The sequence below is a fragment of the Streptomyces sp. JLBG701 genome (assembly GCF_058544905.1).
This window is the reverse complement of record NZ_CM178588.1, coordinates 893967-914229: the sequence shown is the minus strand read 5'-3', so window position 1 is coordinate 914229 and position 20263 is coordinate 893967. Positions and strand designations below refer to the sequence as shown.

Sequence of the window (20263 nt, the reverse complement as noted above, 5' to 3'; positions counted from 1 at the left end):
TCACAGAAGTCGGGGCACTGTCGCGGTGACGCGGCGGTGCCCCGACTTCTGTGAGCGACTCATGTGTCGGAGTCCTCCTCGGGCACCATGTCGATCGCCCCGGACGGGCACTCGGCCGCGCACAGCCCGCAGCCCTTGCAGTAGTCGAAGTCGATCGCGAAGCCCTTGCCTGGGCCCAGCTTGGTGATCGCGTTGTCGGGGCAGACGCCGTAGCAGTTGTCGCACTCGAAGCAGTTGCCGCAGGACATGCAGCGCCGGGCTTCGAAGAGGGCGGTGGACTCGTCGAGTCCCTGTACCACTTCGTCGAACGTCGTGACGCGCCGGGCCAGGGCGAGCCTGGGCCGCACGGAGGCGGGGGCATCGGAGTAGTACCAGGTGTTGAGCCGCTCGAAGTCCGCGGGCGCGTGCTTGGGTTCGGGCCGGTGGGCCGTGCCGCGCAGATACGCGTCGATGTACCGTGCCGCCTTCTTGCCGTGCCCCACGGCCACGGTGACCGTGCGCTCGGCGGGAACCATGTCGCCGCCCGCGAAGATGCCCCGATGCCCCGTCATCAGGCCGTCGGCCACCTGCACCATGCCGTGGTCCATGGACAGGTCCGGCACGCCCGCGAGGAGCGACAGGTCGGAGTCCTGGCCGAGCGCGAGCACCACCGCGTCGGCTTCCAGTTCCTCGAACTCGCCGGTGGGCTGCGGGAATCCGGTGTCGTCCAGCCGCATCCGCTCAATGGTGAGGCGGCCGCTGTCGGCGTGCTTGATGGTGGAGAGCCACTTCATCCGCACGCCCTCCTCCAGGGCCTCCCCGACCTCCTCGTCGTGTGCGGGCATACGGTCCCTGGTGCGCCGGTAGACGACGACGGCGTCGCTCGCGCCGAGCCTTCGTGCCGTACGGGCGGCGTCCATGGCTGTATTGCCGCCGCCGTAGACAGCGACCCGGCGGCCCAGCAGGGGCGGATCCTCACCCTCCATACTCCCGAGCAGCGCCACCGCGTCGAGGATGCGGGCGCTGTCGCCGGCCGGGATGTACGTCCGCCGGCCCATGCCCGCGCCCACGGCCAGGAACACGGCGTCGAAGCCGCCGTCCCGCTGTGCGGCGAGCACGTCGTCCACGCGGGCGTTGAGTTCGAACGTCACCCCGAGCCTGCGGATGCGGTCGATCTCCGCGTCCAAGACTTCGCGCGGCAGCCGGTAGCGCGGGATGCCGTAGCGCATCATGCCGCCCGGGCGGTCCTGTGCCTCACGGATCGTCACCTCGTGGCCCAGCAGCCGGAGGTGGTAGGCCGCCGACAGTCCGGCCGGACCGGAGCCGACCACCAGGACTCGCTTTCCGGACGCGTTTTTTGGGGCGGCACGGTCCAGCCGCGCTTGATCGCCTGGTCGCCGAGAAAGCGCTCGACGGCGTTGATCCCGACCGCGTTGTCGACCTGCACGCGGTTGCAGGCCGTCTCGCAGGGGTGGTAGCAGACCCGGCCCATGACGGCGGGCAGCGGGTTGTCGCGCATCAATTGCCGCCAGGCGGACTCGTAGTCGCCGCCCTCGGCGTGGAAGAGCCACTGCTGGATGTTCTCGCCGGCCGGGCACGCCTGGTTGCACGGCGGCAACCGGTGGACGTACTCGGGACGTTCGGTGCGCCAGGCTCCGGTCCGGTTGGCCAGGCTGGAGCCCACGTCCAGGGTGATCGCGAACGGTTTCTCCTTCACGGCGACGCCTCCTCGTGCGCGAGCAGCCCGAACCGGGCGATGTTGCGGTCGGCGGCCCGCTGGAGGCGGGCGATGACATCGGTGCGCGGTTCCGGCTCGAAGAGGTGTGCATACCGCTTCTGCGGGCGCAGATACTCCTCGACCGGCACCCTCCGGCGGATCGGCGTCACGTCGGTCACCTCGCCGTCCACCGCCTCGAACACCGGGAACAGCCCGCTCTGTTCGGCGAGCCGCGCGATGCGCACCGTGTCGCAAGGCGCCGTGCCCCAGCCCAGCGGGCAGGGCACCAGCACATGCAGATAGCGGGCGCCGCGCATCCCCATCGCCCGGTGCACCTTGGCCTCCAGGTCGCGCAGCCCGGCGATGGTCGCCGTGGCGACGTACGGGATCTCGTGCGCCATCGCGATCAGCGGCAGGTTCTTGCCCTGCCCGAAGGGGGCGCCGGGATCCTCGCCGACAGCCTGGGTGGTGGCCGTGCGGGCGGTCGGGGGAGTGGCACCGGAGCGTTGCACGCCGGTGTTCATGTACGCCTCGTTGTCGTAACAGACGTACAGGACGTCGTCGTTGCGCTCGAACATGCCCGACAGACAGCCGAGCCCGATGTCGACGGTGCCGCCGTCCCCGCCCTGTCCGACCACGCGGATGTCCGTGCGGCCCTTGGCGCGCAAGGCGGCGGCGACCCCGGCGGCGACGGCCGGCGCGTTGCCGAACAGGGAGTGCAGCCAGGGGAGTTGCCAGGAGGTCTCCGGGTACGGCGTGGAGAACACCTCCAGGCAGCCGGTCGCGTTGACCGCGATCACCTTGCCGCCGGCCGCCCGCTGCGCCGCGTCCAGGACGTAGCGTGCGCCGAGCGCCTCGCCGCAGCCCTGGCAGGCGCGGTGTCCTGAGGTGAGCGCGTTGGACCGGGCCGGATCGGCCTGGTCTGACTGCAACTCCGGGCCCAGCAGCCGGTTTCCGGCGGCGTGGCTGCCGACCTGATAGAACTTCACCTGCTGCGCGGCGCTCATCGGTTGCTCCCCAGATCACGCAGGATGTTCTCCGCGGACGGGCCGGACCTCCGGGTCGCCGCCATCCGCGCCAACTCCCGTTCCACCAGTTCGGTGTCCAGGTCCAGGAATGTCAGATGTCCGAGCCGTCCGGCGACCGCGTCGGCGAACAGCCGGTGCAGCGAGGCCTTGGTGATCGGGCGCCCGCCGAGCCCGGCGACCACGGTGTGACCGTCGAGCCGGATCCCGGACAGAGCGGTGCGCACGTTCGCCGAGACGATCCCGCCGACGCCGACCGCGAGGGCGCGTTCGAGGACGACCACGCGGCGGGCACCGTCGAGCGCCGTCCGTACCGCCTCCAGCGGGAACGGCCGGAAGGAAGTGATCCCCAGCGCCCCGATCCGCACCCCGGCCTCGCGCATCTCGTCGACGACGTCGCAGACCGTGCCCAGCACCGAGCCGAGGGCCACGACGATCGTGTCGGCGTACTCGCAGGCGTACGGATGGATCAAGCCCCCGGAGTCCCGCCCGAACGCCTGCCGGAACTCCCGGGCGATGTCCGGGATCGCCTCCAGCGCCTGCATCTGCTTGGCGTGGGCCAGGTAGCGCACCTCCGTGAAGGCCTCCGGTCCGACCATCGCGCCGATCGAGACCGGCTCGGCGGGGTCGAGAACCTGGCGGGGCTCGTACGGCGGCAGGAACCCGTCCACCTGCGCCTGCTCCGGGACCTCGATCCGCTCCCAGGCATGCGTGAGCACGAAGCCGTCCATGCACACCATCACCGGCAGCGACAGCTCCTCGGCCAGCCGGAAGGCCTGCGGGTGCAGGTCGGCGGCCTCCTGGTTGTCGCGGGCGTACAGCTGGATCCAGCCGGAGTCGCGCTGGGACATGCTGTCGCTGTGGTCGTTCCAGATGTTGATGGGGGCCCCGATCGCCCGGTTGGCCACCGTCATCACGATCGGCAGGCCGAGCCCGGAGGCGTTGTAGAGGGCCTCCACCATGTACAGCAGGCCCTGGCTCGCGGTCGCCGTGTAGGTGCGGGCGCCCGCCGCCGAGGCGCCGATGCACATCGACATCGCGGCGAACTCCGACTCGACGTTGACGTACTCGCAGGGCTTCAGCGCGCCGGACTTCACCAGCCTGCTGAGCTCCTCGACGATGTGCGTCTGCGGCGAGATCGGGTAGGCGGCGATCACTTCGGGGCGGCAGTACGCGACGGCCTCGGCGACCGCACGTGAGCCCTCAGTCTGCTTCAACATGGAAGAGCTCCTTCCGCGCGACCTCGACGTGCTCGTACGCCTCCCGGGCGGCGTCGACATTGGCCTGGCCCAGACCGCCGGGGAACCGTTCCTCGATGGCCGCTGTCAGCGAGTCGATGGTCACGCAGCCGGTGAGTGCGGCGAGCCCGCCGAGCAGGACGGCGTTCGGGACCGGGCGGCCGAAGTGGCGAAGGGCGATGGCGGTGGCGGGGACCGTGACGACGGGGCCGGTGAGCGTCTGAAGGCCCAAGTCGTCTGCGCCGCGCGGGGAGTTGATCAGGACCCAGCCGCCGGGGCGGAGCCCTTCGAAGACGTTCACCTGGTGCAGCAGCGTCGCGTCCTGGATCACCAGGGCGTCGGGGTGCGTGACGGGCTCGCGGACCCGGATCGGCCGGTCGCCGATCCGGCAGAACGCCATGACCGGCGCCCCGGTCCGCTCCGAGCCGAAGCTCGGGAACGCCTGCGCGTGGCGGCCCTCCAGGAAGGCCGCCACCGACAGCAACTCGGCGGCTGTGACGGCGCCCTGGCCTCCGCGGCCGTGGATGCGTATCTGGAACACGGCACCCTCCTCCCGAACGGGACCTGGCCCAGTCGTACCGCGCGGGGCGGCGGGATCCTCAGGGGCCGAACGTCCCCAATGGAGGGCCGAAGGGAACCCGGCCCCTCCCGGTCCGGCCCCCTGTCGGGCGGACCGGGAAGGACGACTCACCCGGGCGGTGGCTCATGCGTGCGGCACGATCGCGACCGGGCAACGGACGTGGTGCATCACCGCGTGCGCGACCGGCCCGGTGTGCATGCCGATCTTGGCCGGCCGGATCCTGCGGCCCACGACCAGCAGACCGGCATCCTGCGTGGCCTCCAGCAGCCGCTGCGCCGGACGCCCCTCCTCCACGAGCTCGGTGACCTCCACCGCGGAGTACTTCTCCCGCCACGGCCCGAGCACGGTTTCCAGCGCCCGCCCGGCGGCCTCCCCGACTGCCTTCCGTGCCTTCGCCTCCGCCGCCTTGGGCATGTACGGCAGCTGCCACGTGTACACAACCCGCAGTGGAGCGGAACGCAGCGTCGCGCTCTCGAAGGCGAACGCCAGCACCTCCTCGCACGGAGACGCCGGATCCACACCGACCACGACAGCGCGGTACGGCGTGTGAGCCGAGGGCTGCCCCTCCGCGTCCGGCTCGTGCTCGTTCTCGATGCTCTGATCGGCCCGCACGAGCATGACGGGACGCGCCACATGGGCCACCGTCGCCAGCGCCACCGAACCGGCCATGAACCCGCCGAAGCCGCTGAACGCCCGGCTGCCCAGGACCAGCAGCTCGGACTCGTCGCCCGCCGCGACCAGGGCGTCGGCCGCGGGTCGGGAGATCTGGTCCGCGCTCAGATAGACCTGCGGATAACGTTCGTTGATCTGGTCCATGCCACCGCGCAGGATCCGCCGCGCCCAGTTGCGCGGCGCCTCCAGCTCGGGCAGCTCCGTCTCGGCGGGCGCCATACCGCCCGCCCACGCGTGCACCAGGCGCAACGGCAAGCCACGCCTCAGCGCCTCCCGGGCCGCCCAGTCGGCGGCGGCGAGGCTCTCACGCGAACCGTCCAGTCCCACGACAACAGGGCGAAGCACGGCCAACACCTCCCCGGATCGGTGCCCGCACACTTTCCGGCGGACCCCTGCACCATCAGGATCGCCGCGGGAAGACCGGCAGGGCAGGGGCTGCGCGTCCCTTCCACGGGGCCGAACGGCCCGGAGAGCCCACCGGACCCTTGCCAGGGCCCACTCGGCCCATGCTTTCCGCGAACCCGTGACCGAGTCTGGAGGCAGGGCGTCGTGTGCCGGCGGCTACCTGTTCGACGGGGGCGGGCGCGCCGATCACTCTGGATGCCCCCACGGCAGCGGAATCCCCGGGTGAACGTCCTCGTCACTTCGGTCCGTACCTGAGCACAATCGGAGGACACCATGCACGGCACCCCGCACATCGTCAGCGATGTCATGACTGGCACTGTCGTCGCCCTGGGCCGCGGTGCGACGTTCAAGGACATCGTGAAGACCATGCAGCAGTGGAAGGTCAGCGCCCTGCCCGTGCTGGAAGGCGAGCGCCTGGTCGTCGGGGTCGTCTCCGAGGCCGATCTGCTGGCCAAGGAGGAGTTCCGCGACAACGACCCGGACCGGTACAGCCAGCTGCGACGCCTGTCCGGCCTGGTGAAGGCCGGCGCGGTGACCGCGGAGGAGCTGATGACCGCACCGGCGATCACCGTCCCGGCGGACGCGTCCCTCGCGCAGGCCGCGCGGATCATGGCGCGCAACAAGGTGAAACGGCTGCCGGTCGTCGACGACGAAGGTCGGCTGAAGGGCATCGTCAGCCGCTCCGACCTGCTCAAGGTGTTCCTGCGCAACGACGAGGAGATCGCGGAGGAGGTCCGCCGCGAGGTCGTCGCCTACCTCTTCCCCACGCCGATCGAGCCGATCCGCGTGGAGGTGAGCGACGGCCTGGTCACCCTCACCGGCCGCATTCGGGACACCACGCTCGTGCGGGTGGCCGCACGCCTGGTGCGGGCCGTCGAGGGCGTGGTGGACGTCGATTGCGCGCTCCTGGGACCGGACCGCCGACCGGACCTCGACGCGGACTCTCCGGGTGGGGAGGAAACGGCCCGGGCCTCGGGAGTCGGCGGCACCCCGTGACGCACCGGTGCGCGCGACGACCGTGCCCCTGCCCGCTGTTGAACGGCCCTCGATGGTGACGAAGGAGGTGTAGACGGATGACGGCGGCACGTTGTGCGAAGCCGACGAAGGTCCGGTTCTGGCGGTGGCGGCGCAGCCCCCTCCGGCGCCGCAGCGACATGGTGGAGGCCTGGATCGTCCTCGCGACCTGGATCCTCGCCCTGCTCGGCGGGCTGCTCGCGGGTCAGGCGGCGGCCGTGGCGATGGACGACACGTTCGCTTCACGACGTGCGCAGGCACGTCCCGTCTCGGCCGTGCTGACCGAGGACGCCACCGAGGAATCGCCGGCGGTGATATCCGGAACCAGCAGCGACAAGGTGTGGGTGAAGGTGCGCTGGAGCACTGCCGACGGATTGAAGCATACGGGCCGGGCGAAGGCCGAGACAGGGACCACGGCCGGTACTCGGGTCACCGTGTGGACCGACCGGGCGGGCGCGCTGGTTTCCAAGCCTCCCACCGTGACGGAGGCGCGGCTGCAGTCGGCGCTGTCCGGCGTTCTGGTCGCGCTGAGCGCCGGAGCCGCGGTGTTGGTGTGCGGACGGCTGGTCCGCCGGGGGCTGGACCGGCGGTGTCTGGCGGAGTGGGACGCCGAGTGGGAGCGGGTCGGCCCGCAGTGGAGGAAGCGGATGAACGGCTGACAGGGGCCGACCGGGGCGCGCAGGGGACCGGTAGGCCCACGCACGTTCCGGCCCTGGGGGATGACGCTGGAAGTGGAGAAGCAGAGAAGGAGGAAGAAGGAGGGAGACATGAGCGGCATGATCGAGCGGCTGCCCGGCTGGCCCACATTGCCCGACCTGTTCGGCTGGGTGGAGACCGGAATCCCCGGGACGCACACGGCTCCGGGGACGCACGGTATCCGCCTCGAAGAGCGTCTGGCGGAGGGGGTGTACGTGCTGCGGGCCGAGCTCCCGGGCATCGACCCCGCCAAGGACGTCGAGATCACCATCACGGAAGGGCTCCTGACCCTGCGCGCCGAGCGTACGGAGGAGACCACGGAGAAGCACCGCACCGAGTTCCGCTACGGCACCTTCACCCGCTCCGTCCGGCTGCCGGCCGGGGCCAAGGGCGACGACGCGACGGCGGAGTACAAGGACGGTGTCCTGACCATCACGGTCCCGGTCCCGGAGACGAAGGCGGGCACCAGGACCATCCCGGTGCGGCAGGTCTGAGCGCCCACGGGCGCAGAGCCGCACCCCGTGTGCGCGGCCGGTCCGTTCGTCCGGCCGCGCACACCTGTGTGTCGAAGCCTCTGAAGGGCCGTGGTCAGCAGATGCGCGGGAGCTGCTCGCCCAGCGGCATGTCCACCACGCGCCGGGCGCCGACCAGTGTGCGCAGTGTCACCCGTCCGCCCGGTCCCTGCGGCAGCACTTCTCCGATGCGGACCGCGCTCTGCCCTCGGGGACGGAGCGCATGGCGGCCAGGGCCTCGTCGGCCGCGGTGCCGCTGACAAAGGCGACCATGCATCCCTCGTTGGCGACGATCAGGGGATCGAGGCCGAGCAGGTCACAGGCGGAGGCGACCGGCGCAGGCACCGGGAGGACGCTTTCGTCGATCTCGACGGCGACGGACGAGTCGCGGGCTATCTCGTTGAGCGCCGCGGCGAGTCCACCGCGGGTCGGGTCGCGCAGCGAGTGGACGTGTGCGCCGAGCGGTGTCAGGGCGTGGACCAGGCGGTGCAGGGGGCGGCTGTCCGAGGCGATGTCGCATTCGAAGCCGAGCCCTTCGCGGGTGGACAGCACCGTGGTTCCGTGCAGTCCGATCGGCCCGGACAGCAGGACGGCGTCGCCGGGGCGGGCGAGTGCGGCGGACGGATACAGGGAGCCATGCCGCTGCCCGACGCCTGTGGTGTTGATGAAGAGCTTGTCGGCCGCGCCGCGCCCCACGACCTTGGTGTCCCCCGTGATCACAGGGACTCCGGCGGACTGTGCGGCCTTTCCCAACGAGCCGAGGACAGCGCGGAGTTCCTCCAGTGGCAGCCCTTCTTCGACGATGAGGGACACGGACAGGGCGAGCGGCCACGCGCCGCGCATCGCGAGATCGTTGACCGTGCCGTGGACGGCGAGCGAGCCGATGTCGCCACCTGGGAAGAACAGCGGACTGACGACGAAGCTGTCGGTGCTCATCACCAGTTCCCGGCGGCCGGGCAGCAGGGCCGCGCTTTCCAGGAACCGGGACTGCGCGCGGATCTCTCGGATACGACCCGCGTCGGCGGGCGTGGTGACCGACCCCTCGACGAGCGTGAGGTCGTACGGGCCGGGCTCCACGGCGCTGGACGCCTCCAGGAAATGGGTGATGCGCACCTTCCCGGCGAGGTACGGGAGTTGTGACATGACCGCACCCACTCTCGCCGTGTGCCGGGACGGCCCGGTGATCGGCTGGGACCGGGCCGAATCCCTGCACCGCCCAGCTGGCAGTGGCCGCAGTGCCCGGTGGCACAGTGCATGTTGCGCTCCATCGAGACGCGGATCCGATGGGCCGGAACGCCGCGCTGGAGCAGGTCGCGGGCGGTCGAGCGGATCAACACCTCGGGGCCGCAGACGTACGCCGTGGCGTTCCCGGGCTCGAACCGGGCGTTGTTCAGCAGGGTGGCGACGACGCCGACGTGGCCGCGCCAGTCGGTGGTGGGGCGGTCGACGGTGACCGCGCAGTGCAGTGGGCCGTGGGCGGTCGTCCAGGCCCGGAGCTGGGATGCGTACAGGAGGTCGTCGGGAGTGCGGGCGCCGACCAAGAGGTTCAGCCGCCCGTAAGCCTGCGGGGCGGCGAGTGCGGCGCGCACCAGAGGCCGCAGCGGCGCCAGACCGATGCCGCCCGCGATGACCACCAGGTCCTGTGCGGCAGCATTCTCGGGTTTCCAGCCGGTGCCGAAGGGGTCACGGAGCCCGACCGTGGCTCCCGGACTCAGGGCGCACAGCGCCGCCGACACCGCGCCGACGGAGCGGATCGTGTGCACGATCTCGTGGTGGTCGATGCCGGAGACGGAGACGGGGATCTCGCCCACTCCGAAGGCGTACACCATGGCGAACTGCCCGGGAGAGAAGTGCGCGAGAGCCCGCCGCGCCCGCCGGAGTCAGGGCGAGCGTGACCGTGTCGGCGGTCTTACGACGCACCCGGGTCACCCGGTACGGCAGCGGGACGTCGGTCATGACGGCCCGCCGCTGCCGTAGGGGGCGTACAGGTCGAGCAGTCGGATGCGGGTCGCGTGCAGCCGGTGGGCGACCACCTGGCCGACCCAGGTGGCGACGGAGCGGCCGAACTCGGGGTCCTGCGCGCACATCTCACGGACTGCCACCGCGTCGTACTCCCAGGCGCGCACCGGATGCAGGGCCTCTGCGCCCAGTTGCCACACGTAGGGCGGGAAGTGCCAGGACCAGCCGATCAGTTCGCCATGGCCCAGTGACTCGACGACGGGGGCGCGGCGACCGGGTACGTGGAGGTCGAGGGCGACGACGCCGGTCCGCACGACCCAGAACCGGTCGGCCCGCCCGCCCTCCTCGAAGAGGCGGGTGCCCGTCTCGAAGGAGGCCTCACGGGCGATCTGGATGAGTCGCTCGCGATGCTCTGCCGGGAGGGCCGCGGCCATGGTCGGGGCAGATTTCATCGCTTCGTCTCCCTTTGTTCCGGTCGCTCCTGGTGATCCTGGTGGCGCAGCCTGGCCTTCAGCTCGTCGTGCAGCGCCGAGGCTTCTTCGGTGATGTCGATGCCGACCGGGCACCACGTCACGCAGCGCCCGCAGCCCACGCAGCCGGAGCTGCCGAACTGGTCGTACCAGGTGGGGAGCTTGTGGGTGAGCCACTGCCGGTAGCGGCTTCGCGGCGAGGAGCGCACCGGGCCGCCGTGCAGACACGAGAAGCCCAGGTCGAAGCACGACTCCCAGCGCTGCCACCGCTCGGCGTGGTCGCCGGTGAGGTCGGTGATGTCCTCGGTGCTGGTGCAGAAGCAGGTGGGGCAGACCATGGCGCAGTTGCCGCAGGTCAGACAGCGGGCGGCGACGTCGTCCCAGCGGTCGGCCGCCAGGCTCTCGCCCATCAGCGTGCGCAGGCCGACGGGCGGCATGGACCGGCCCATCCGGTCCCGGGCGCCGTCCACCGCCTCGCGGGCTGCCGTCTGCGTGCCCGTGTCGGCAGGGCGGTGCGGGACATGGGAGAGGACCTCTTCCCCGGCCTCGCTGCCGACGCGGACCAGGAAACGGTGACCGGACGCAGAAGGAGGTGGCTCCCGGTTCGGTGCACTCGGCGGCGATCAGGAAGGCCCCGGTGCGGCGTGCCGCATAGCCGCTGTCCTGGAAGCGGCCGCCGGTCAGGACCTTGTCCTGGAACGCGATGGCGCGCAGATCGCAGGGGCGCACACCCAGGAAGGCGTACGACGCCGGCTCCGGACGCTCCTCGACGACCGACAGGTGCCCGTCGGCCGTACGGTCGGCGCTCCACAACTTCTCGCGCTGCGGATGGAGGAACGTCTTCCAGGACTACGGGCCCGCAGTGTGCGCGAAGGCTGCGCCGTCCTCGCGAGGGACGAGCCGGTAGCGGCCGGCCTCGACCTCGGTGGCCCAGCCGAAGGGCAGTTGGTCGGCCGAGGGCGAGCTCGGCCAGGACCACGGCGCCGTCCCGTACGGTCGGGCCGACGACGGTACGTCCCTGACCGGCCAGGTGCTTGACCAGGGCGTCGAGCCCGTTCCGGTCCAGGACGGCGGTCGTGAGGCTGTCTGTCATCGTTCCCCTCCGGTATTCCGTGGGGCTGCTCATCCCAGCGTGGGCCAGGAACCGGCCGGACACCACGGGCCGCCCAGACCCGTCAGGAGGGCCCATCGGCCCCTGTGCACGGTGTTCCGGGGTCGAACAGCACCATGACTGTCTCCACGCGAATCGCCGGCATCGCCGTCGTCCTGGAGTCCGCACACGCCTGTCCGGGCGCCCGCTCGCCATGACGGGGCGGGAGGGGCTCGGCCGCCGACGCCGCGCGGATCATCAATTGGCTGCGGGATGCTCCTGCCCCGCACACCACCTATCTGGTGCACGGTGAGCCCGACGCGGCCGAGGCGCTGCGCGAGCGCATCGACCGAAATCTGGGCTGGAACGCCGTCGTGCCGAGCTCCGGAGAACGTGTGCTCGATCGGTGACGGCGGGTCTCGCGTCCGCCGGGGCGGCGATCAGCAGGGGAGAGGCCGCCCGGAGGGTGTCGGCCCAGGGAACGGGCCGAACGTCCCGCGTGCCTGCCGGAAGGCGCCTGGCACAAGGGTCGCTTGAGACCTGCGTCCGGGCCGGTCGGCTCATGCGCCGGGCTCTGTACCCGGGTTGGATGGAAGTGAAGGGAAAGACGCCGACCAGAAGGGAGCGAGGGCAATGGGTACCAGTCTCACACCGGAGTTCTGGGAGAGGTTCGCGGTCCTGCTGGTCGCGGCCATGGGCGTGACGTTCGTCCTGACCGCGGCGCTCGACGCACTCGCCGTTCGCGTGCTGCGCCGGCGGGCAGGCAGGTCGCCGGCGACGTCATCGCCGACACCGCCCCGGCGGGCGACTGCGGACGATCGCATGTCCGCCCACTGCTGAGGGGGCATCGCTGCGGAGGGCGGCCGGCTCAATTTCGGGACGGTCAGCGATCCGCCGATCCGTGTGCCGTCCTTGGACGGCGAGCGCTGGACTCTGATCGAGGAATACCACCGCACGCCCGTGTCTCCTGCTCGCCAGGTCCGTACGGCTGAGGCAGCGGGCGGGAACCGTCACGGTCACGGCGGTCGTCATGTTCGGCGCCGGCGCCGGCGCCGGCGGCGGTTCGGGAACGCCCTGCTCACCCTGATGCCCTTGCAGGTGGTCGTCGGCGGAATGACCCGTCGGCCCCGCGTCGTGGACGGTCGGATCGAGGCCCGCGACCTGCTGGACATCACCGTCACCCTCGACCACAACCTGATCGACGTCGCACCCGCCGCCCGGTTCATGGCGGACCTCCGCCGCCTCGTCGAGAACGCCATGCCGCTGCGCTTCGACCTCTTCGGGTGGCCGCGCGAGCGGATGCCGAATGATCACGTTGGCCCTGTCCGAGGGCCGCAGGCCCAATTCGCGCCTGCTATGCGGCGCCGCTCCGGATGAGAGGGGGTGCCTCGGCAACCCCGAGTGGCGATACAGGCCGGGCCGCGGCGGGCACCGCCAGCACGGGGACCGTGGCGTTCCGCAGGCATGCGCGGCCGACCGCGCCGATCGCGGGCTGCCCGCACTGTCCATGGGCCGTGCGCCCCAGGGCGAGCAGCAGCGCGCCGCGCGCCTGGTGCACCAGCACTCGCTCGGGCGGGCCCTCCACCAGGACGGCGCGTACGGCGTTGTCGATCCTCGGTCCGAACACCTCACGCAGCGTCGAGGCGAGCAGTTGCGCGGCCCGGTCCCGTTGCTCGGCGGCAGTCGGACGCGCGGAGGCAGGGGCATAGGGCGCGAGCCGGGGCTCGGCCGGCTCCCAGGCGTGCACGGCGACGATGTCCGCCTCCAACGCCCGGGCCTGCCGGGTCGCCCAGAGCAGCGCGGCCATGGACGCCTCGGATCCGTCGACGCCCACCACGATGCAGTTACCGGCGGCGAGTCGAGTCATGGCGTCCTCCGAGGGCGCCGATCTTCGTGAGTTGCATGGCTGATCCCTTCTGAGCGGTCGGGACCCGGTCAGCGCAGGCGGCGCAGATAGGGGTCTTGGGCATGGCGTGGCATGATCCGCACGCGGACGTCGAGTGCGCAGACGCCGTGACGCCCGGCCAGCACCGGATTGAGGTCCGCCTCCGCCAGTTGCGGCAGATCGCAGGCCATCCGCGACAGCCGGTGCAGCAGCTGCTCCAGGCTTTCGAGGTCGGCTGTGGGGCTGCCGCGGTATCCGAAGAGCAGCGGGGCGCACCGCGGGGACGTGATCAGGTCGTGGACGTCGCGGTCGGTGAGCGGGGCGAGACGTCCGGCGTGGTCGGCGAGGAGCTCGGTCGCGGTTCCGCCGAGTCCGAAGAGGACCAGCGGGCCGAAGACGTCGTCCTGGACGAGTCCGGCGAACAGCTCGGTGCCGCGCTCGGCCAGCGGCTGGATCACCACGCCGGTCAGCCGGTCGCCGAAGCGGGTGACCAGATCCCGGTGGGCGGCCCTGACCTGGGAGGCGTTCTGCAGGTCGAGATGGACGGCGTGCTGTTCGCTCTTGTGCAACAGTCCGGGCCAGTGGGCCTTCATCACGACGCGCCCGTCGGGGCCCGCCAGCCTCTCGGCCGCAAGGACCGCCTCGTCCTCGTTGCGGGCCCAGGCCCAGGGGATCTGCGGAATCTGGTAGCAGCCGAGGAGTGCGGCGGTTGTGCGCGGGTCCAGCCAGCCGCCGTCCGGGTTCCCGTCCAGGAACGAGGCGACGAGTGCCCGGGCCCGCTCGGTCTCCACATCCGTCAATTCCGCTGCGGACCCGGGAGGTTGGGCGAGCCAGTGGGCGCGGTCGGCCGCGTGGGCCAGGGCGCGGGCGGCGTCCTGGGCGTCGGAGTAGGCGGGGACACTGCCGTCGCCCAAGGACTGGAGCAGTTCGACGCGGGCCGCCTGGGCGGGCAGGACCGCGACGACGGGGCGGGGTAGCGGGCCGGGATCGTGGGTGAGGGCACGGACCAGGTCGTCGCCGGTCGCGACGGCGACCGCGGTGGGCACGAGGGCCACCAGAACGGTGTCGACCGCACCGTGCTTGGCCAGGCGGTCCACGCAGGCGCGCAGCTGTTCCTCGCCCACGGCGGCGGTGGCGTCGACGGGGTTGGTGGCGGTGGCGCCGTCGGGCAGGAGCGTGAGCAGTTCGTCGACCAGTGCGGCGGGCAGCGGCGGCACGACGAGCCCGGCGTCGGCGCAGGCGTCGGCGGCCAGTACGCCCGTGCCGCCCGCGTTGCTGACGACCGCGACCTTCGTCCCCGTCGGCAGGGGCTGGGAAAGCAACAGAGCCGCGGTGTCGAGCAGTTCGCCGATCGTGCGGGTGGCCGTGATGCCGGCCTGGGTGAACAGGGCCTGCCGGGTCATGGTGGGGGTGGCCGCGGCGGCGGTGTGCGAGGCCGCGGCGCGCCGCCCGGCCTGCGACCTTCCGGCGTCCACGGTGAGCACCGGCATGGTGCGGGTCACCCGGCGGGCGGTGCGGGAGAAGGCGCGCGGGTTGCCGAAGGACTCCAGGTGGAGCAGGGCCAGTTCGGTGTGTCCGTCGCTCTCCCACCACTGCAGCATGTCGTTGCCGCTGACGTCGTACTTGTCGCCGAGCGAGACGAAGCTGGAGACGCCGATGCCGAGCCGGGCCAGTCCGTCCAGCAGCGCGATGCCGACCCCGCCGGACTGCACGGCGACTCCGGCCGTGCCGGCGCCCGGGTGCCGGGCGGTGAAGGTCGCGTCCAGGCGGGTGTCGTCCTCGGTGTTGGCCAGGCCCAGGCAGTTGGGGCCGGCCAGGCGCATCCCGTGGCGGCGGCAGGCGCCCTTGAGGGCACTGGCCTGGTGGGTGTCGAGGCCGGCGGTGACGACGAGCAGGGCGCTCACGCCCGCGGCCCCGCACTCCTCGGCCACCTGCGCAACGAGAGCCGCGGGAACGGCGACGACCGCGAGTTCGGGCACCTGCGGCAGCGCGGCGAGGGACGGATAGGCGTGCACTCCGGCGATCAGCGAGACCTCCGGATGCACGGCGAACAGACGCCCGGTGAAGGACCCCGTGGAGATGTTCCGCAGGATGGCGCGCCCGAGGGAGCCGGGCTTGCGGCCCGCGCCGATCACCGCGACGGACCGGGGCCGCAGCAGCGGCCGCAGGCTGACGATGTCGGCGAGCCGGCCGCGGGCGTCCACGGCGCTCAAGTAGGCCTCGTCCTCGGAGAGTTCGACGAGGCAGTACACCTCGGGACCGTCGAACTGCCGAGTCACACGCAGCCCGAGATCGGTGAAGACCTTCAGCACCTCGTGGTTTTCGGCCAGGGCGCGGGCGCTGAACGCGGTGATGCCCGCACCGCGGGCGGCATCCGCGAGGTGTTCCAGGAGCAGGGTGGCCACACCGCGGTGGTGCCAGTCGTCGGCGACGGCCATCCCGACCTCGGCCTGGGGGGACTTGGGCAGGGCGTCGTACTCTGCCAGGCCCACCAGACGGCCGTCCTGCTCGGCAACGAGGGCGCAGTAGTCGGGGCGTCGGGCGTCGGCGGCGCGGTCGGCGGACTGGCGGGCGGAGGCCTCACTGGCGGCGAAGAACCGCAGCCGCTGGTTTTCCGGCGACATCTCCTCGTACAGCCGCAGCACTTCGCCGCGGTCACCGGGACCCGCCCGCCGTATCCGAACGGTCGTGCCGTCCGTCAACAGGGCATGCACCGGCGCTTGCCGGGTGTCGGTCATTGCACGTCTCCCCTCCGGGCCTCGACTCCAGCGTCCGGCTCGGCCTCCAGGGCGGCCCATGGGCTGAGTGGGCAGCCGGCAGGGCCGAACCTCCCCCGCGAGGGCCGAATCGCCCCTCCTGCCGCCCTGCCGGGAGTGTGACGCTGAGCGTGGACCCCTCTGCTGCGGGATCCGCAGCAGTCCGACGGAAGGCGGTGGCGATCGTGGAACTTCCCTTGGCCGTGGGCGTCGACGGATCGGAACCGAGCCTGGTGGCGGTCGACTGGGCGGTGGACGAGGCTGCCCGGCGCGGCGTGCCGCTGCGGCTGGTGTACGCCTCTTTGTGGGAACGCTACGAAGGTGTGCTGCTGTCCGGCAGCTTGGAGCGCCCGTCGGAGCAGGTCATGGCGGAGAACATCGTCGGAACTGCGGCGGAGCGCGCCCGACGGCGCAACCCGGAGGTGAAGGTCTCCACCGAGATCGTCTCCGAGGACGCGGCGTCCGCCCTCCTGCTCGCAGGCAACAACGCCTCGGCTCTGGTGACGGGTTCACGCGGACGCGGCGAGCTGAAGGGCCTGTTGCTCGGCTCGGTCGGCCTGGCCGTGGCGGCCCGTGCGCACTGCCCGGTGATCGTGGTCCGGGGTGACAAGGCCGGCCTGGCCGGCACCCACGAACGGATCCTGCTGGGCGCCGGCGAGCCGGCCACGAGTGGTGAGGCGGTGCGGTTCGCGTTCCGCGAGGCCGAGGCACGCCAGTGCGTCCTCGACGTCGTACGCGCCTGGCGCTGCCCCGCGCACGAGACCGCCGACCATCCGCTGCTGGCCGGGGACCCGGCGCATCAGCACGAGGATCAGGCGTCCGCCCAGCTCGACGAACTGCTCGGCGACGCCGTGGCGGACCATCCGGGTGTCCAGGTACGCCGCAGCACGGTTGAAGGACCGGCTCGCAAGGTACTCCTGAACCGTTCCGGCGCCGCGGACCTGCTGATCATCGGGGCCCAGCGCCGGCACGGTCACTACGGCCTTCAACTGGGCCGTGTGGCGCACACCCTGCTGCACCACACGGAGTGCCCGGTTGCGGTCGTGCCCCACCGGACCTGACCAGCCACGCCATCCCCCGACCTGTTCACCGAGGAGCTGATCCATGAACTCCCGGGCCGGCCGTTCCCCGGCGTCCCGCAGCGTGCTCGCATCCGAGCTGCGGGACGCCGAGGCCGTCGTGTTCGACACCGACGGAGTCATCACCGACTCGGCGCGGGTGCACGCCGCCGCGTGGAAGACCGCCTTCGACGCCTTCCTGCGCGACCATCCGCCGGCTGACCCGTCACAGCGCCGACCGTTCGACGTCCGTGACGACTATCTGCGGTACGTCGACGGCAAGTCCCGCGTCGACGGCGCCGCGGCCTTCCTCGCCTCGCGCGGAGCCGAGCCGTCCGCCGGGCGGGTCCTCGCCGTGGCCGCGGACAAGGAGCGGCTGTTCACCGAGCGGCTGCGCGAGCACGGCATCGACGCCTATCCGGGCACGGTGCGCCTCCTGCACGCCCTGCGCCGGGCCGGGCTCCCGGTGGCAGCGGCCTCAGCCTCCCGCCACGCCGGAGAACTCCTGACCAGGGCCGGCGTGCTCGACCTCTTCGACGCCCTGGTGGACGGCGGCGAGGCGGCCCGACTGGGCCTGCCGGGCAAACCCGCGCCCGACCTGTTCCTGGAGGCGGCGCGCCGCCTCGGCGTCCCCGCAGGCCGAACCGCCGTCGTGGAGGATGCCCTGGCGGGCGTGGAGGCAGGCCGCCGAGGCGGTTTCCTCCTGGTCGTCGGCGTGGATCGCGCGGCCGGTCCAAAGACCCGGGAGCGACTGCTGGATCACGGCGCCGACATCGTCGTACGGGATCTCGACGAACTGCTCACCCAAGGAGCACCGGCGTGACCTCCTCGACCTGGGAGTACGAAGGCTACGCAGCCGAGCAGGAGCGGCTCAGGGAGTCGCTGTGCACGCTGGGCAACGGCTACTTCGCCACCCGCGGGGCGCTGCCCGAGAGCGCGGCGGACGACGTGCACTACCCGGGCACGTACGCCGCCGGCTGCTACAACCGTCTGACCTCCGAGGTGGCGGGACGCCGGGTGGAGAACGAGGACATGGTCAACGTGCCGAACTGGCTGCCGCTGCGCTTCCGGCTCCCCGGGCAGCCGTGGCTGACGCCGGACACGGCGCCGGTGCTGGACCACCGGCTGACCCTGCACCTGTCCTCGGGGATGCTGGAGCGCCGGACGCGGTACGGTCTTGGGCAGGGCCGTGTGCTGGCGGTGCGCCAGCAGCGCATCGTGCACATGGCCGACCCTCATCTCGCAGCGCTGCGCACCGAGTTCACGTCCGAGGGTTTCGACGGCGAGCTGGAGGTGGAGGCGGCCCTCGACGGCGGGGTCACCAATGCCGGCGTGGCACGGTACCGGGACCTGGACGGCCGCCATCTGACCCACGTGCACACCGGAGACGCCGCGCCGGACACCGTGTGGCTGCGCTGCCGTACCCGCGCCTCCGACATCCGCGTCGGCATGGCCGCCCGGCTCACCGCCGACGCGCCGGTGTCGGACCGTCACGAAGCCCTGCGCGCCACCCAGTCGGTGCGCCTGCACCTGACCTCCGGCCGCACCGCGACCGTCGACAAGACCGTCGCGCTGCACACCTCCCGTGACCCGGCGATCAGCGACCCCCTGGCCGCCGCGATCGACCGGGTGGGCCGTGCCCCCGGTTTCGACGAGCTGCTGGACTCGCATCTCACGGCCTGGGACCAACTGTGGCGACGGGCCGCGCTGGAGGTGCCCGGCGAGGCGGGAGACATCCTGCGCCTGCACCTCTTCCACGTCCTGCAGACCCTCTCCCCGCACACCGCCGACCTCGACGTCGGCGTCCCGGCCAGGGGCCTGCACGGTGAGGCTTATCGAGGGCACGTGTTCTGGGACGAGCTGTTCGTCCTGCCCTACCTCAATCTGCACTTCCCCGAGGTGTCCCGGGCTCTCCTGCGCTATCGCCACCGGCGTTTGGAGAGGGCCTGCTCCGCTGCCCGCACCATCGGTCGCAGAGGGGCGTTGTACCCCTGGCAGAGCGGCAGCGACGGACGCGAGGAGACCCAGCAGCTCCACCTCAACCCGCGGTCGGGGCGCTGGCTCCCGGACCACTCACACCTCCAGTGGCACGTCGGTTCCGCGATCGCGTACAACGTGTGGCAGTACTGCGAGGCGAGCGGGGACGCCGAGTTCCTGCACACCAAGGGTGCCGAGATGTTGCTGCAGATCGCCCGATTCTGGGCGGACTCGGCCGTCTACGACGAGGGCCTGGGGCGGCATCGCCTTCGCGGGGTCGTCGGCCCCGACGAGTACCACGAGTCTTATCCCGGTGCCGAGCAGCCCGGCCTCGACGACAACGCGTACACCAACGTCACAGCCTCCTGGGTGCTGTCCCGCACGCTGGAGCTGCTGGACGCCCTGCCCGAGCCCCGCCGGCGCGAACTCGTCGAGCGCACCGGGCTCGACGGCGGCGAACTGGAGCAGTGGGAGGACGTCTCCCGGACCCTGCTCGTGCCCTTCCACGAGGGCGTCATCAGCCAGTTCGAGGGCTACGGCGATCTCGCCGAGCTCGACTGGGAGGCTTACCGCAGCCGGTACGGCGACATCCGGCGCCTGGACCGGATCCTGGAGGCGGAGGGTGACACGGTCAACCGCTACCAGGCCTCCAAACAGGCCGACGTCCTGATGCTCGGCTACCTCTTCTCGCCGGCCGAACTCCAAGGCCTGTTCGGCCGGTTGGGCTATCGGCTGGACGAGGAAACGTGGCACCGTACGGTCGACTACTACCTGGCGCGCACCAGCCACGGCTCCACCCTCAGCGGACTGGTCCACGGCTGGGTGCTGGCCCGGGCGCGGCGAGCGGAGGCGTGGAAGTTCTGCCAGGAAGCCCTCCAGGGCGACATCGCCGATGTGCAGGGTGGCACCACCGGCGAGGGCATCCACCTGGGCGCGATGGCAGGCACCCTCGACCTCGTCCAGCGCGGACTCACCGGCCTGGAGACCCGCCAAGGTGCTCTGTGGCTCGACCCCGTGCCGCTTCCGGAGCTGTCCTCCTACGGCTTCGCGCTGCGCTACCAGGGCCACTGGGGCGTACGACTGCGCCTGGAGCGCGCCCAGTTGGAGATCGCCGTACCCACCTCCGACCGGTCCCCGATCGACGTGCGGCTGCCGGATCGCGCGGTGTCCGTGCAGCCGGGGGAGACATGCAGGCTCGTGCTTCCGGAGTGACGGTCACGCGGGTACGAC

The 20263-nt window shown here is 71.8% G+C and carries 17 protein-coding genes and 4 pseudogenes; 9 read left to right on the top strand and 12 right to left on the bottom strand.

Annotated features, from left to right (window positions below):
• Nucleotides 1-59 precede the first annotated feature (59 nt).
• From AC5DRG_RS04150 to AC5DRG_RS04125, 6 genes are all read right to left on the bottom strand, one after another.
• Nucleotides 60-1313 carry an NAD(P)-binding protein gene (locus AC5DRG_RS04150; RefSeq protein WP_491812965.1) on the bottom strand — a complete coding sequence of 418 codons (1254 nt, stop codon included), beginning with the start codon at nt 1311-1313 and terminating at the stop codon, nt 60-62.
• Complete coding sequence (locus tag AC5DRG_RS04145; protein WP_491808115.1) at nt 1244-1696, bottom strand: hypothetical protein; 453 nt, start codon at nt 1694-1696, stop codon at nt 1244-1246. The genes AC5DRG_RS04150 and AC5DRG_RS04145 overlap by 70 nt, the downstream gene beginning before the upstream one ends.
• Nucleotides 1693-2703, bottom strand: a complete 1011-nt coding sequence (locus tag AC5DRG_RS04140) for a thiamine pyrophosphate-dependent enzyme (protein ID WP_491808114.1) — start codon at nt 2701-2703, stop codon at nt 1693-1695. The genes AC5DRG_RS04145 and AC5DRG_RS04140 overlap by 4 nt, the downstream gene beginning before the upstream one ends.
• Nucleotides 2700-3941, bottom strand: coding sequence for a pyruvate ferredoxin oxidoreductase (gene porA, locus AC5DRG_RS04135; protein ID WP_491808113.1), 1242 nt, complete (start codon nt 3939-3941; stop codon nt 2700-2702). Before porA ends, AC5DRG_RS04140 begins: the two co-directional genes overlap by 4 nt.
• Complete coding sequence (locus tag AC5DRG_RS04130) at nt 3925-4500, bottom strand: 2-oxoacid:acceptor oxidoreductase subunit gamma family protein (protein ID WP_491808111.1); 576 nt, start codon at nt 4498-4500, stop codon at nt 3925-3927. The genes porA and AC5DRG_RS04130 overlap by 17 nt, the downstream gene beginning before the upstream one ends.
• Before the next feature lie 162 nt (nt 4501-4662).
• Nucleotides 4663-5556 carry a universal stress protein gene (locus tag AC5DRG_RS04125; RefSeq protein ID WP_491808110.1) on the bottom strand — a complete coding sequence of 298 codons (894 nt, stop codon included), beginning with the start codon at nt 5554-5556 and terminating at the stop codon, nt 4663-4665.
• A 333-nt stretch (nt 5557-5889) separates the two neighbouring features.
• Here AC5DRG_RS04125 and AC5DRG_RS04120 point away from each other — a divergent pair, with 333 nt between their 5' ends.
• The 3 genes from AC5DRG_RS04120 (at nt 5890) to AC5DRG_RS04110 (ending at nt 7820) form a co-directional block, all read left to right on the top strand.
• Nucleotides 5890-6612: a CBS domain-containing protein gene (locus AC5DRG_RS04120; RefSeq protein ID WP_491808109.1), complete on the top strand. Its 723-nt coding sequence runs from the start codon at nt 5890-5892 to the stop codon at nt 6610-6612.
• A gap of 77 nt (nt 6613-6689) precedes the next feature.
• Nucleotides 6690-7289: an Rv1733c family protein gene (locus tag AC5DRG_RS04115; RefSeq protein WP_491808108.1), complete on the top strand. Its 600-nt coding sequence runs from the start codon at nt 6690-6692 to the stop codon at nt 7287-7289.
• 108 nt (nt 7290-7397) lie between these two features.
• The gene (locus AC5DRG_RS04110) at nt 7398-7820 is read left to right on the top strand and encodes an Hsp20/alpha crystallin family protein (protein WP_491808107.1); all 423 of its coding nucleotides are present in this window, start codon (nt 7398-7400) and stop codon (nt 7818-7820) included.
• A gap of 94 nt (nt 7821-7914) precedes the next feature.
• On the opposite strand, the pseudogene hypE reads toward AC5DRG_RS04110, so the two are convergent.
• The 4 genes and pseudogenes from hypE to AC5DRG_RS04090 form a co-directional block, all read right to left on the bottom strand.
• A pseudogene (gene hypE / locus AC5DRG_RS04105) lies at nt 7915-8945 on the bottom strand (hydrogenase expression/formation protein HypE).
• A 107-nt stretch (nt 8946-9052) separates the two neighbouring features.
• Nucleotides 9053-9794 (bottom strand): annotated as a pseudogene (locus tag AC5DRG_RS04100) (FAD/NAD(P)-binding protein); the annotation flags it as partial.
• Nucleotides 9791-10249, bottom strand: coding sequence for a Crp/Fnr family transcriptional regulator (locus AC5DRG_RS04095; RefSeq protein WP_491808106.1), 459 nt, complete (start codon nt 10247-10249; stop codon nt 9791-9793). The gene AC5DRG_RS04095 and the pseudogene AC5DRG_RS04100, both read right to left, overlap by 4 nt.
• Nucleotides 10246-11360: pseudogene (locus AC5DRG_RS04090) on the bottom strand (4Fe-4S dicluster domain-containing protein). The gene AC5DRG_RS04095 and the pseudogene AC5DRG_RS04090 overlap by 4 nt, the downstream one beginning before the upstream one ends.
• 248 nt (nt 11361-11608) lie before the next feature.
• Here AC5DRG_RS04090 and AC5DRG_RS04085 point away from each other — a divergent pair.
• The 3 genes and pseudogenes from AC5DRG_RS04085 to AC5DRG_RS04075 all read left to right on the top strand — a co-directional run.
• Nucleotides 11609-11767, top strand: a pseudogene (locus AC5DRG_RS04085) (MBL fold metallo-hydrolase RNA specificity domain-containing protein); the annotation flags it as partial.
• A gap of 223 nt (nt 11768-11990) precedes the next feature.
• Nucleotides 11991-12197 carry a hypothetical protein gene (locus AC5DRG_RS04080; protein ID WP_491808105.1) on the top strand — a complete coding sequence of 69 codons (207 nt, stop codon included), beginning with the start codon at nt 11991-11993 and terminating at the stop codon, nt 12195-12197.
• A 246-nt stretch (nt 12198-12443) separates the two neighbouring features.
• Nucleotides 12444-12734 (top strand): 2-oxo acid dehydrogenase subunit E2, encoded by a 291-nt coding sequence (locus tag AC5DRG_RS04075; protein WP_491808104.1) that lies wholly within the window; start codon nt 12444-12446, stop codon nt 12732-12734.
• On the opposite strand, the gene AC5DRG_RS04070 is transcribed toward AC5DRG_RS04075, so the two are convergent.
• Together AC5DRG_RS04070 and AC5DRG_RS04065 are read right to left on the bottom strand one after the other, a co-directional pair.
• Nucleotides 12712-13224 (bottom strand): universal stress protein, encoded by a 513-nt coding sequence (locus AC5DRG_RS04070; RefSeq protein ID WP_491808103.1) that lies wholly within the window; start codon nt 13222-13224, stop codon nt 12712-12714. The two genes, AC5DRG_RS04075 and AC5DRG_RS04070, sit on opposite strands and share 23 nt — an antisense overlap.
• A 68-nt stretch (nt 13225-13292) precedes the next feature.
• Nucleotides 13293-15980, bottom strand: a complete 2688-nt coding sequence (locus AC5DRG_RS04065; protein WP_491808102.1) for a bifunctional acetate--CoA ligase family protein/GNAT family N-acetyltransferase — start codon at nt 15978-15980, stop codon at nt 13293-13295.
• Nucleotides 15981-16183: 203 nt separating this feature from the next.
• Between AC5DRG_RS04065 and AC5DRG_RS04060 the strand changes: the two genes are divergently transcribed.
• The 3 genes from AC5DRG_RS04060 to AC5DRG_RS04050 are packed head-to-tail and all read left to right on the top strand — an operon-like array spanning nt 16184 to nt 20245.
• On the top strand, nt 16184-17059 hold the full coding sequence (locus AC5DRG_RS04060) for a universal stress protein (protein ID WP_491808101.1): 876 nt from the start codon (nt 16184-16186) through the stop codon (nt 17057-17059).
• A 43-nt stretch (nt 17060-17102) separates the two neighbouring features.
• The gene (locus AC5DRG_RS04055) at nt 17103-17879 is read left to right on the top strand and encodes an HAD family hydrolase (protein ID WP_491808100.1); all 777 of its coding nucleotides are present in this window, start codon (nt 17103-17105) and stop codon (nt 17877-17879) included.
• Nucleotides 17876-20245, top strand: coding sequence for a glycoside hydrolase family 65 protein (locus AC5DRG_RS04050; RefSeq protein WP_491808099.1), 2370 nt, complete (start codon nt 17876-17878; stop codon nt 20243-20245). The genes AC5DRG_RS04055 and AC5DRG_RS04050 overlap by 4 nt, the downstream gene beginning before the upstream one ends.
• Nucleotides 20246-20263 lie beyond the last annotated feature (18 nt).

What these genes read in the sequence shown, in the direction of transcription:
- porA (WP_491808113.1), bottom strand. Translation starts at nt 3,941, where the DNA reads ATGTTGAAGCAGACTGAGGGCTCACGTGCGGTCGCCGAGGCCGTCGCG.
- AC5DRG_RS04110 (WP_491808107.1), top strand. Translation starts at nt 7,398, where the DNA reads ATGAGCGGCATGATCGAGCGGCTGCCCGGCTGGCCCACATTGCCCGAC.
- AC5DRG_RS04070 (WP_491808103.1), bottom strand. Translation starts at nt 13,224, where the DNA reads ATGACTCGACTCGCCGCCGGTAACTGCATCGTGGTGGGCGTCGACGGA.
- AC5DRG_RS04080 (WP_491808105.1), top strand. Translation starts at nt 11,991, where the DNA reads ATGGGTACCAGTCTCACACCGGAGTTCTGGGAGAGGTTCGCGGTCCTG.
- AC5DRG_RS04140 (WP_491808114.1), bottom strand. Translation starts at nt 2,703, where the DNA reads ATGAGCGCCGCGCAGCAGGTGAAGTTCTATCAGGTCGGCAGCCACGCC.
- AC5DRG_RS04120 (WP_491808109.1), top strand. Translation starts at nt 5,890, where the DNA reads ATGCACGGCACCCCGCACATCGTCAGCGATGTCATGACTGGCACTGTC.
- AC5DRG_RS04075 (WP_491808104.1), top strand. Translation starts at nt 12,444, where the DNA reads ATGCCCTTGCAGGTGGTCGTCGGCGGAATGACCCGTCGGCCCCGCGTC.
- AC5DRG_RS04055 (WP_491808100.1), top strand. Translation starts at nt 17,103, where the DNA reads ATGAACTCCCGGGCCGGCCGTTCCCCGGCGTCCCGCAGCGTGCTCGCA.
- AC5DRG_RS04095 (WP_491808106.1), bottom strand. Translation starts at nt 10,249, where the DNA reads ATGAAATCTGCCCCGACCATGGCCGCGGCCCTCCCGGCAGAGCATCGC.
- AC5DRG_RS04065 (WP_491808102.1), bottom strand. Translation starts at nt 15,980, where the DNA reads ATGACCGACACCCGGCAAGCGCCGGTGCATGCCCTGTTGACGGACGGC.
- AC5DRG_RS04115 (WP_491808108.1), top strand. Translation starts at nt 6,690, where the DNA reads ATGACGGCGGCACGTTGTGCGAAGCCGACGAAGGTCCGGTTCTGGCGG.